The 12469-nt window shown below is 27.9% G+C and carries 12 protein-coding genes and 2 pseudogenes; 12 read left to right on the top strand and 2 right to left on the bottom strand.

The features are described 5' to 3' along the window. Positions 1-517 precede the first annotated feature (517 nt). Positions 518-2113: an ABC transporter ATP-binding protein gene (locus MPTP_RS08425; RefSeq protein WP_013774702.1), complete on the bottom strand. Its 1596-nt coding sequence runs from the start codon at positions 2111-2113 to the stop codon at positions 518-520. Positions 2114-2800: 687 nt separating this feature from the next. On the opposite strand from MPTP_RS08425, the gene MPTP_RS08430 reads away from it, so the two are divergent. The 5 genes and pseudogenes from MPTP_RS08430 to MPTP_RS08450 all read left to right on the top strand — a co-directional run bounded on the left by MPTP_RS08430 (position 2801) and on the right by MPTP_RS08450 (position 6541). Beyond that, on the top strand, positions 2801-3565 hold the full coding sequence (locus MPTP_RS08430; RefSeq protein WP_013774703.1) for a membrane protein: 765 nt from the start codon (positions 2801-2803) through the stop codon (positions 3563-3565). Positions 3566-3963: 398 nt separating this feature from the next. Further along, on the top strand, positions 3964-4362 hold the full coding sequence (locus MPTP_RS10120) for a hypothetical protein (protein WP_231849687.1): 399 nt from the start codon (positions 3964-3966) through the stop codon (positions 4360-4362). Continuing rightward, positions 4359-5132 (top strand): hypothetical protein, encoded by a 774-nt coding sequence (locus MPTP_RS08440; RefSeq protein WP_013774705.1) that lies wholly within the window; start codon positions 4359-4361, stop codon positions 5130-5132. The genes MPTP_RS10120 and MPTP_RS08440 overlap by 4 nt, the downstream gene beginning before the upstream one ends. Before the next feature lie 5 nt (positions 5133-5137). After that, a pseudogene (locus MPTP_RS08445) lies at positions 5138-5785 on the top strand (ATP-binding cassette domain-containing protein). Between the two features lie 237 nt (positions 5786-6022). After that, entirely contained in the window at positions 6023-6541 is a 519-nt protein-coding gene (locus MPTP_RS08450) for a GNAT family N-acetyltransferase (protein WP_221293957.1), read from the top strand. Between the two features lie 382 nt (positions 6542-6923). Here MPTP_RS08450 and MPTP_RS08455 read toward each other — a convergent pair. After that, a pseudogene (locus tag MPTP_RS08455) lies at positions 6924-7472 on the bottom strand (LOG family protein). A 93-nt stretch (positions 7473-7565) separates the two neighbouring features. Between MPTP_RS08455 and MPTP_RS08460 the strand changes: the two are divergent. The 7 genes from MPTP_RS08460 to pepG1 all read left to right on the top strand — a co-directional run bounded on the left by MPTP_RS08460 (position 7566) and on the right by pepG1 (position 12400). Beyond that, complete coding sequence (locus MPTP_RS08460; protein ID WP_041363621.1) at positions 7566-7859, top strand: MazG nucleotide pyrophosphohydrolase domain-containing protein; 294 nt, start codon at positions 7566-7568, stop codon at positions 7857-7859. A 375-nt stretch (positions 7860-8234) separates the two neighbouring features. Next, entirely contained in the window at positions 8235-9131 is an 897-nt protein-coding gene (locus tag MPTP_RS08465) for an ABC transporter ATP-binding protein (RefSeq protein WP_013774709.1), read from the top strand. Beyond that, entirely contained in the window at positions 9115-10359 is a 1245-nt protein-coding gene (locus MPTP_RS10125; RefSeq protein WP_013774710.1) for a hypothetical protein, read from the top strand. Before MPTP_RS08465 ends, MPTP_RS10125 begins: the two co-directional genes overlap by 17 nt. A gap of 46 nt (positions 10360-10405) precedes the next feature. Beyond that, on the top strand, positions 10406-11101 hold the full coding sequence (locus MPTP_RS08475) for a response regulator transcription factor (RefSeq protein WP_013774711.1): 696 nt from the start codon (positions 10406-10408) through the stop codon (positions 11099-11101). Positions 11102-11198: 97 nt separating this feature from the next. Further along, positions 11199-11660: a histidine kinase dimerization/phospho-acceptor domain-containing protein gene (locus MPTP_RS09180; protein WP_048590049.1), complete on the top strand. Its 462-nt coding sequence runs from the start codon at positions 11199-11201 to the stop codon at positions 11658-11660. Positions 11661-11665: 5 nt separating this feature from the next. Next, entirely contained in the window at positions 11666-12172 is a 507-nt protein-coding gene (locus MPTP_RS09185; RefSeq protein ID WP_148267225.1) for a sensor histidine kinase, read from the top strand. 84 nt (positions 12173-12256) lie between these two features. Continuing rightward, the gene (gene pepG1, locus MPTP_RS09530) at positions 12257-12400 is read left to right on the top strand and encodes a type I toxin-antitoxin system toxin PepG1 (RefSeq protein ID WP_013774712.1); all 144 of its coding nucleotides are present in this window, start codon (positions 12257-12259) and stop codon (positions 12398-12400) included. The last annotated feature ends 69 nt before the right edge of the window (positions 12401-12469 follow it).

Below are 12469 nucleotides of genomic sequence, written 5' to 3' on the forward strand. Positions count from 1 at the left end.
AAACTTCTATATACAATTAATTTTGCACTGAAAAGGTGATTATTCTATGTAAAATAGAATAATATTTACATAGATAAAATCATAATATGATTTTTTATAATCAAATAAGCTTATATACTATTTATGTTCCTCTCTAATGTTAGACGTTTAGGTAGCTTGTTTCAAAATACTACAGTTTAAAATATAAATTTTATTCTTTATGCAAAAAATTCTGAATTCTTACTAATTTAAAGGGTACTCTTATGAAGCAATCTTATTTTATTATAGTTAAATCATTATTTGCTGATAACTTTTCAATTATTTCTCTATTTATTTATGTGTATATTTTTTGATATAAATTTATCATAATTACTTTTTTAACGATCATACTAGTTTTGAAATTGAAATGTTATTTCCAATATCTATTTTTGTATATTTAAAAATCATAATAAATATATTATTTTTACAATTTTTTGTATTCCTAAATCATTATAATTAGGTACAAAAATAGAAATATTCATTTTTGATCACCTGAAACCTAGTTTTTAAGCTCGATTATTTCATCAACAAATGCTAAATTCTTTGGTCGGTGTATAATCATAAGTACAATCTTATTTTTAAACAGTTTTTTAATTTCAGCTAGTATTTTTGCTTCCGTATTTTCATCTAAAGCTGAAGTAGCTTCATCAATAATAATTACTTCAGCATCTGAGAAGAACATTCGAGCAAAGGCAATACGTTGTTTTTCTCCACCAGAAATATTTGCTCCTTTCTCACCGATCTGTGTATATAATCCTTCCTCAAGTGAATGATAGAAATGAGTTAATTGGCATTTTTTTAACACTGCTATAATGTTTGTATCCGGTATGTCTTTATCAAAAATAATATTTTCTTTTAACGTTCCTTGAAAAATTGGCGATTCCTGAGATAAGTAAAAAATATGGTCATAGTAGTCATTCAAATTATAGCTCGATAGGCTTTCATGGTTAACCAATACTTTTCCCTGTGTTGGTTTGAATAAGCCTAAGATTATTTTTACCAATGTTGATTTACCAGCACCACTTTTACCAATTAAGCCGTACACTTTGTTACTCTCCAAATTTAAATTTATGGAATTTAATAGTTGTTTATTTTGAATCGTTAAACTTAAGTTTTCTATATGAATCGTTTGAATCTTTCTTACTGTTTTTCCTTTGATAAATAGGGCATTATCTTCTTGTGTTTCATAGAAATCTTGTAAACGATGATAAGATACTTTGTCTAAATTATATTGAACAAAGATGACATTAAATATAGCAATTGGGGTATAGATACGATCAGCATAGGTCACTAAAGCGACTATTCCACCTAAACTAATGGTTATGATATTTGTAAAAGCCAATATCACAATCAACAACTTAATAATGGCTACAAGTAAGGCAAAAAAACCAAAGAAAAATTCATGGATCATGGTCATTTTTGTCAGATTATGGGTTGTTGCATTGGCCATTTGCTTATAATTGCTAATTTCTTTTTTATATCTTTTGTTAATTCGAAAGGTGACCATCTCTGTTATGCCACGGATTAAAATACTATTCATTACCTCTTCAAAAATTAAGGAATCTTCTTTGATTTTTTTCAAAATATTTAATAAGTATTTTGTGACAATAAATATAAAAATATAACCGAATAAGATTATTGGAACAAATTTTATGTTAATTACACCAATAAAAAACAGATTAAAAAGGGTTTCTGGTAGTAATTCTCTAAATAATCTGCCATAAAAATTTAAATTAATATCCCTACCTGCATTTGAACCCGCCTCAATTTTTTGTAATAGTATTCCAGAACCTGTTTTTAGATATTCTGGATAATAAATCTTACTAATTTTAGTTAAAGCTTTTTCTTTTAAATAAAAGAAAATACTATTCTGAAGCTGAATCTTTGGACTTTGCTCTAAATATGCCAATATTGGAACAAGAACGACAGCAAAGCCATAGACTAAGATACTTTTAATATCTAATCCGTTATTAAAAGTATCTAATAGCTTTTGAAAATAAAAAATATTAATTGCATTTAGTAGTGAAACGATAATACCAATTCCGATATAGATTGAAAAATGCTTTTTAAAGTGTTTCCATAATTTAATATTCATTTTTGCTCCTAATAAGTATAGTTAACAATATCTTTTATCTATTTTTATAAGCCTTCATTAGAGAAATGATGACTATCTTGCGAGATGATTATGTTAAAGGTAATTAGAATCTATGAAAGAAAAGATGAAACCGATTAGCAATTTATGGAGTATTAAGACAATTTTATACTGAATAAACTTACTATTAATTGAATTAAGCTTATCACCAATTTAGTTAAAGCTATTAAAATCACCAGTTTTTCAACTTTGATGAGTTATACTGGTTATTTTTATGACTTATACGATCATCATCTTAAGCTGTTTTGTATCTTCAAAATAGTTTATTTTTATTACTTTTTATATTTTTATTATAGCATAGTGTATTTATGCTTAATACGCTTACATTTGATTAGTTATCTATAAATGAGGATTTAACTACATAAACAATGAAAAATTAATTGTTTATCTATTGTTATAAATAATTACTATATATAAGTAAACAATATGGTAAAATTAGAATATAAAATAGGTACATGGGTAGTGTAAAAGGCTGATTTTAGTAGCGAAAATAGCAGAAGAAATAGCAAATGAATGAAATGTATGGAAACAAAATGGATCGAAAAGAAGATAACTATATATAAATGAAACAATTCAAAATAAAAAACAGGATAAGATAACGCTGCCATTTTAATGAAGGAGAGTAGAGAGATGAACTATGTATTATGCGAGTTAAAATTAATGTTTAAATCTAAACTATTTTTGTTTTCACTAGCACTATCCATGTTAAGTATTGGTGTGGGTATTAGTGGTAATAAACTTATGGTAGAAATGGAGAAAGGATTAACGATATTCTTTTCTGGTTTTAGTTTGAGCACATCTTCTATCTTGCCCTTATTAGCACCCTTATTAGCCGCATTACCAATGGCAGATTCTTATATAAACGATTCTCAGAATAATATGACGACTGCAATATTCAGTCGTGAAACAAAAGAACAATATTTTATAAAAAAATTTTTAAGTGTAGGTTTATCTGGCTGGATTTCTCTTTTTTTACCTTTAATTATGTTGTTAATTGCTAATTTAATAGTATATCCAACCTTTTCCAATGCTTATATGGGAGTTATAGGTGGAGCTTTTTCAAAAATATATGAAAGTAATCAATTGATTTATGCAATTATTCTTATTTTAAATAGTAGTTTTTTTGGTTTTGTTTATGCAAATATTGGGTTAGTTTCATCATTTTATTTTAAAAATAGATATACCTGTGTATTTTTCCCATTGTGCATTTATTTTTTTCCTTCATTTATTTTTCCATTTTTAAATCTAGACAAATATGAACCAGTGACTACCTTTGATATAACTTCAAATACAGCAACAAACGGGATCTTGGTATCTACCCAACTATTTTTATTACTTGGTATTACCTTTCTTGTAGGTTATAAAAAAATAACCAAAAAGGATTTAGGTCTATGATCAGAAGAATTGAATGTATTCGCTTTTCTAGAAATAATTATCATGTACTTATTAGTTCATTTTTATTAATCATCATTGGATTTTCATACTATCAATTTTTTTTAGAATCTCCTAGTAGAAATTTCTTTTCATGGATTTTGTATAATTTTCAGAATTTATATACGATTGGATTAGCTTTTCCGATGTTTTATTTAATAATAATAAATTCTCAATTTTTATTCTCTTTAAATAACTATAACTATATTTCTAGATTGTGTAGTAGACGGATATTATTCCTTTCTGATGTAAGAACAGTTTTTAAGGCTACCTTATTATACTTGCTAGGTATCATAGCGATATGTTCAATGATAGGCATATTCGGTTTAAATCTTGATAATACTTGGGATAAAGAGATATACTTGTTTTTTAGAAGTGTTTTACAAACAACACCAAATAAAGAATTTACACCAATGTTCCAAGCTGGACTTTCCATTTTATTTTTATTTATGTATTTACTAACGATAGGAAATTGTTTTAATTTTCTTTTTACCTATTTCAAAAAGAAAAGCGTTGGTTTTGTCATTTTATTATTTTTAATCGGTAGTCAGATTTATTTTTATAAGGTACCTACTACAAGTTCTTTTTTTAATGGTATTATGCCAATTAATCATTATATTCTTTATATGGAAAGGTTTAATGAGAATAATGGTTTTATTTCAATTGGAATTAGTTTGCTGTATTGGATTATTCTTTTTTTAATAAACTATGGGTCACTTTATGTATTGTATCAGCGGACTGATTTGGGAGAATACAGATGAGAATAAATATAGGATTTCAGAAAATATATCTTTCCCAAATAAAAGAGAAAAAAATTTTCTTATTAATAGGATTTACCTTTATAATTATCTACTTTTCTGTATTGATAGATGTAAATACCAATGTAATATTAATGTATCATTCGATCATTGATGGAATCGCCTATAGAGATTTTTCTGTGTTAGCCATTATTCGTTTTTTGGTATTGCATTTGATATATATTTATTTTTTTTCTTTATCGACCAATTTTAAAGACAATACCTATCTATATTTAGCTTTTAATAGACTTGGAAATATAGGTATATGGTATCAAAATACACTTTTGTATGCTGCATTTTTAGGCATGTTCTATTGGGGAATCATGTTAATTGGTTTTATAATTTACTTACTTATATTAACAGCATTCATTGGAGAATTATCATTGTTTTATCACGTGATTTTCTCAAAAAAGACAGTGCTATTTTTCTTATTTAGTATTCTATCCAGTATTTCCTTAGCAAATATCTTTTTATCAATAAAAAATATAGTAAAAAAAGAAAATATAGCATTTGCTAGTGTAACTTTTCTTTTATTATGCTATATCTTTTCTTTTTATCTTGTTGGAGAGAGGCATTTTCTTTTTTTTAATACGGATATTTTAACGGTTGAAAGGATTAGTTCAACGTTTTTCGGGGAAAACGCTATAATAATTAACATTTTTTGGCAATTTATTCAAAATTTGATTATCAGTATTTTTACTATAACTTACTTAAAGAAAAAAGGATTGGAGTGATTTTTATGAATGTTATAGCAATGGATAAAATCAACATGAAATTTAAAGACCTAGTTATTTTTGAAGATATGTCTTTTAAATGCTCGAAAAATGGCATTATAGGTATTGTTGGAGAAAATGGCTCTGGAAAGAGTGTTTTATTTAAACTACTAGCAGGCTTTATTATCCCAAACCATGGAACAATTATTATAAATGAACATAACATCACTAAAAACAAACTATTTCCTAATAAATTAGGCGTTCTTATAGAAGAACCATATTTTTTAACGGATATTACTGGATTTGAAAATTTAAAACTGCTCGCTAGTATTAAAAATGAAATATCAGATAAAGATGTACTAAATACGTTATAAAAGGTAGGACTAACAAATCAAAAAGATATAAAAGTTAAAAATTATTCATTAGGCATGAAAAAAAAGTTGGGCATCGCTCAGGCGATTATGGAAGAACAAAAAATAGTCTTATTAGATAAGCCTATGAATGCATTAGATGAAGAAAGTGTTGAAAATATGAGAGAGTTGTTCAAACAACTCGCTAATGATGGCGCAACTATTTTAATAGCTAGTCATAATAAAGAAGATATCAATAAACTATGTGATGATATCTATAAAATTAAAGGACATCGATTAGAAAATATAAAAATAGTAGTATAAGATATGAATATTAATAATAGAAAAAATTCCTAAGACATTTAAATTCTTAATAAAAAATGCATTGAGAAACAAAAACTACATTCCTATTCTGATCATAAAAATTTAATTAAACAGATCGTAAATGTTAGTGAAATGAATGCAATTGATTAATAAAAAAAGAGAATTAACTTATAAGTTATTATAGAAAGGTGCTATTCGATATTTGGAACGAAAAAAATTAGTACTAATAGATTAGTATTGAGAAAGCTTTGTTTAAAAGATAGTGTTCAAATGTTTGACAATTGGGGATCGGATTCTAAAGTCACGAAATTTTTAACTTGGAAGCCTTATAAGAATATAGATAGTGTCAATCATTACTTATCTTTAGTAACCAATAACTATTGTAGTGAAGATTATTTTCATTGGGGAATTGAAATAAAAGATACCCATACACTAATTGGAACTATTTCTGTCGTGAACTATCATAAAAGGATTCAAACAATGGAAATAGGATATGCTATTGGAAGAAGATGGTGGAATCAAGGATATACATCAGAAGCATTATCGGAAGTGGTTAATTATTTGTTCGCTGAAACAACGATTCAACGAATAGAAGCTTTTCATGATACTAATAATCCAAATTCAGGGTTAGTTTTAAATAAGTGTCAATTTGTTTTTGAAGGAATTCTTAGAAAAAGAGGAAAAAATAATTGTGGCATTTTCGATGAGTGTATCTATTCAATTTTGAGACAAGAATCAACTAAAACAGCTATTTAATATATACCTATAATTTCTATTCAATTAATTCGAGAAATTGGACTTCCAATATTATTGCTAAATCTAATGATTAACAATAATAGATATAAGGATAAATATCTAGACATTGGATAGGAAAGGGAATCAGGAAACATTCAAGACTTTAAAGCTTAAATGAACAATAAGCACACAATTAAGGATATCCTAGTTGGGTGCTTTTTTGTTTAGTTTGGTAGCTATCTTTTCAGAAAATATAGAGATTGTATGATAAAAATGAAAAAATATAGTTATCTTATGATATAGCCTATATTAATAACTAGGGATTGACTATGAATAATATTTATCTTAAAGAACAAACTTATTTTAAAAAGTCATTCTTCTTTTTCTGTCTAAATAGTTGTTCTTATTCCAAAACCGTCTTTGCTTGTTTGTACTCTCTAATTTTTGGTGGTATAAAACTGTCAAAGAAGGGTTGAATTTCATCAAGTGAATCAGCAAATAGAATTTTATCAAAGTCTTCTTGTGTCAAAAAGCCTTCGTCAACCATTAATTGGTATTGCTGTTTAAGCGGATTAAAGTGTTGACCAATTCTTCCCCACGAAATAACTTCTGTAATTTCTTCAATGGTTCCTGGGCCTCCTGGCAATGCTATATATAGATTAGCAGTTTCAATCATTTTTTTCTTACGTTCATGCATATCGGATACAATGATAAGTGAAGTAAGATTATCTTTTGCAAGCTCTCTATCCACTAAAAAATCGGGCATAATACCAGTAACTTCACCATTTGCCTTGAGGACGGTTTCTGCAATGATTCACATTAACCCCGCATTTCCGCCACCATATATAAGATTACATTGATTCTCACCAATCCAATTCCCTAAATCCTCTGTGATTTGCTTATATTCTTCTGAATTACCACTGCTTGCTCCACAATAAACTGCAATATTCATTTGACTTCTCCCCTCGACATAGTCTGTTTTATGATAGTATAAACTTGAAAGAGGGGATTTATCAATACAGAAATTAGGGAATATAAATCATGAATGATTGATTTTTATAAAAAAAGAAATTGGTATCACTACGATTCCTTTATAAGAATAGGCTTTTTAACAGAAGAAGTTGGTGAACTTTCAAGAGCAATTAGAAGTATTGAAATTGGGAGAGATAGACCAGATGAATTACTAAAAAGTGAAGCATATTATAAAGAAAATTTAATAGAGGAACTCGGAGATGTATTCGATAATGTACTGATCATTGCAGATAAGTATGATATTTTGCTTGATGAAATCATTAAATATCATAGGAGAAAACTTGAAGAACGGTTTAAGGAAAAGTAACACCATTTTACTATAAAAAAGTAGGCACCTCAAAGCGAGGTGTCTATTTTATTTAAGATAATCCTATGATTTTCATTGAAATCGCACCTTATAGAAAGTATTTTTTCTTCTAAGTATTATAGAATATTGTGTATTGAGAATTGAATCTATCTAATGAAATAAAAGATCTCTTATGAAAAATCATGTTAGAGTAATTTTTATCACTTTTTCCAGTAATGTTTTGATTATATTGAAACCGATTTCCAAATTGTAGATTGAATCCAAAGTTAATATAAGAAAATTATCACAAATTTATAAAGAATAATAGATAGTTAGAAACATTAATAATGATAAAATAGAGTAAACAGACTGATTTGTTAGGGAGGTTCTATAAGAATGGAATTGTGTTTAAAAAATTTGTCAAAAGATTATTCAAAAAAGAAGGCTATCAATAATTTGAATATCAGCTTTACCAATGGATTGTACGCTTTATTGGGACCAAATGGTTCAGGTAAATCAACCCTGATGAATTTACTATGTGGATTGATTTCACCAACGTCTGGAAAGATTATGTATGGCACAGTCGATATTTCAAAAAATAAAGATGTTTTGTATGAGCAACTTGGATATCTTCCTCAAACCTTTAATTTCTATCCTGATTTTACTGTATCTGATTTTTTAACTTATTTGGGCACCTTGAAAGGCATTCACCTAGATGACCTAAAAACAAAAATAAATATCGCATTAAAGAAGGTTAACCTAACTACCAAAATAGATAAAAAAATAAAGAATCTTTCAGGCGGGATGCAGAGAAGGCTAGGGATTGCACAAGCGATCATTAATGATCCTAAAATTTTAGTTTTAGATGAACAAACTACAGGATTAGACCCAAGGGAACGTGCTTCCTTTAAAAAATTAGTATCAGATTTAGCAAAAGATAGACTAGTTATTGTATCCACACATATTGTTTCTGATATTGCCGACATTGCAGATAATATTATCTTTTTGAAAAAAGGATCAATTGTATTGACTGGTAATATCGATAAAATTCTTAAAACGATCAATGGAAATGTTTGGCTTGCAACAGTTGATCAAGAATCGGGCGAGAAATTAGAAGAACAATATATTATTTCAAAAGCATATTATCTACCAAATAATGATATACAATATAGGATTATTTCAGACAACCGACCTTGTGAGTTGGCAAAACCATCAACATCATGTTTAGATGATGTCTATCTTTCCATTTTTAATGAAGTGAGTGAAGGAGAAAAACATGAAAACTTTAATTAAATATGAAATAAAGAAGATTATTACTAAAAAATCCATCCTTTTTACATTTCCATTGATCCTTCTTTTTGTGCTATGGCTTTTTATATTGCCATTTTTTCAGGAAAACATCACATTACCATCAGGTGAGAGTTACCGAGGAATGAAAGCAGTCAAAATTTTAAAAAAGCAGCCAGATATACATCTAAATGCACAGGAAGTAAATCGACTAATTGCTAAATATCAAAATTTAGCTAAAGATAAAAAAAATTATCCTAATGGAGACCCGTCCCAAATTGAATTTAAAAATAGGATAAATCATTCATTTGTTTTACCAAATTATGAAGCGTTAAATCTGATTGCCAATGTTCATTCAGGCGCTAAAAGATATGTTGGTCATCCTGAAATACGTAATATCAAAACTTCTAAAAAAACGTTTAATCTCTATAAAAAGTTAGGCACTAACTATCATGATATTGAAAATGGTAGGAAGCTAAATAGTTCTCGGTACTATTCTACTAGTGAGAAAAGATATTGGGAAAACATGGTTAAAAAAATAAAAACACCCTTTAAAATTGGATATCAAGGTGCATGGATAATTATTATTGACCGTCTGACTTTTTTATTTGTTCCCATTCTTTTTATTTGTATATTGGTATCCCAAGCGTTTATTTATGATATACAACTACGTACAATTACAATTATTTTTCCGACTATGAAGGGACGAAGAGAATTGGTCATTGCCAAGCTTTTATCTGCATACCTAGTTGGAGTTGTCTATTATAGTTTGTTTGTTTTCCTAGTCACTGTTCCACTGTTATCCTTATATGGTATTAAAGGATGGGATTTACCTATACAAGTTCAAGATCCAAGTATTCCTTATCCTTGGACATTATCACAAACGGTATTTATCCATTTTGGCATAGGTTTGTTAATTTTACTTGGATTAATAACGATTATTTTGCTTAGTTCATTATTTGTAAAAAAAAATATACCGATTATCATGTTAACAATTTGCCTAGTTCTAATTCCTATGATTATTCCTAAATCTAGTGAATGGTTAGTTTATCGTCTATTGGTAGGAATTTTACCTATTACCCAGCTTGATATGGCTTATGTCGATTGGATTAGCTATAGTATTTTTGGTAAGATATTTAATGTTTATTCTTTTAATCTAGTCATATATACTTTAATTGTACTCATTGGTGTTCCGATGATTATCAAAAAATATTCAAAATATGAAATTGATTGAAGATTGATGCTTTAATGGTAAGTAAAGTAGTAGAGGGAGAGATTTTATGGCTAATGGTAATATTGTAGTCATTGATGATGAAAAAGATATCTGTGATTTAATCGCATCCTTATTGGTGAGTGAAGGGTATACCGTTTCTTCTTTCTACACTGGAAAAAATTTTATAGAATACAGCGAAAGAAATGAAGTACCCCTATTAATTTTAGATATTATGTTGCCTGATATTGGTGGATTAGAAATTTTAAAAGAAATACGAAAACGAAAATTTTTCCCAATTTTATTACTTACTGCCAAGAATCTTGATGCGGATAAACTAGTAGGATTGACTTTAGGTGCAGATGATTATATTACTAAGCCATTTAACTCTTTGGAAGTTGTTGCACGTGTAAAAACACATTTAAGACGAGTAAATCATTATAACAATCAAACGCCAGAGGAGTCCTATCTATTAGAATATAATGGACTAACCTTAAATAAAAAGAAATATAAAATCTTTTTATTTGATGAAGAAATTAAAGTAACTCCTATAGAATTTGCAATACTTCATTATTTATTAATAAATAGTGGTAGGGTTGTCACATCGGAAGAATTATTTGAAGCAGTTTGGAAAGAAAAATATATGGATAGTAATAACACAATAATGGATCATATAGCGAGGATAAGAGAGAAGTTACATGAAAATCCAAGAGAGCCTAATTATATTAAAACAGTGTGGGGAGTAGGATATACTATTGGAAACTAACAGGTTGTATAACAAGGTATTTAGAAAGATATGCTTTCAGTATTTTTCAACAATGCTCCTTCTCCTTCTATTTTTAGTCATCTTTGTAGATATCATATTGATCGATTCAGGTATCAGTTGGCGAGGATCACCGCATGAAATTCAATGGATTAATTATTTACAAGACAATCTATTAATTATCAATATAGTGACCTTATTTTTAATTTGGTCAATCACGACATTCTTATTCTTTTTAAGATATATCTTTTATCTAAAGGAAATTACAGATGCTGTCCAAGTTATTTCAATCAATACTAAAGAAAAGATTGAATTATCTAAAGGAATTAAACCACTAGAAATTCAACTTAATATTATTTGTCAAAATTTAGAGAATCAAAAAAAATTGTTAAAAAATTCAGAGGAAAGCAGACGAGATTTGATCACTCATCTCGCACATGATTTGAAAACTCCCTTAACTAGTATTATTGGTTATTTAACCATTATTAAAGCTAAACCAACACTGATAAGACTAGCAAAAAGAAATACGTTGATATCGTGCTTAATAAAGCCAATAAATTAAATGTTATGATTAATGAGCTTTTTGAAATGACTCGTTTTGATCACTATCAAATCACTTTAAGCAAACAACCCATTAACCTAAGTGTTATGGTTCATCAACTCTTTTATGAATTTAAACCTGTGCTGAAAGAAGGCCAAAGCTTCTCATTAGACATTCAAAAGGACCTAGTTATCGTCTCCGACCTGACTTTAATGGAAAGAATACTGGATAATATTGTGAAAAATGCTATTAATTATGGACTTCCAAATTCTAATATTTCTTTTCATCTAGAAAAGAATAGGGAAAATAAAATTATATTAGCGATAAGTAATACTTGTCTCCCTATCAATCATGAGCAACTTCAACATGTATTTGAACCTTTTTATAGAATTGATGAATCAAGAAGCAGTCATGATGGTGGAACAGGACTAGGACTTTATATTACCAAGAATTTTGTAGAAAAATTGGGTGGTTCTATAACTTTTCAGTATGAAGATAATCGAGCAAATGTACAAATACTATTTCCACAATAATCAAATTTAATTTAACGATATATATCGTATAATATACCTATAGAAAAGTTATGCCGGTGGTTATCCAAAAAGGTGATGGTGCCTATGAAAATAGGTACTGAAATCGATGAAAGGAGAAGCCTGTTATCCGCATTTGAAACAATCCAGACAATCTTAGGATTTGGTATGTTTATCATCGCTTTGGTTGGCCTAGTTGTTACATTGCTTAAAAATGACAATAAAAAATAACCGTCTTATCTTTAGCGAGATTTCGGTTATTTTTCATTAATTAACATTAAAACTTGCTACTGTCTTAAA

Source organism: Melissococcus plutonius ATCC 35311 (genome assembly GCF_000270185.1).
Lineage (GTDB): Bacteria > Bacillota > Bacilli > Lactobacillales > Enterococcaceae > Melissococcus > Melissococcus plutonius.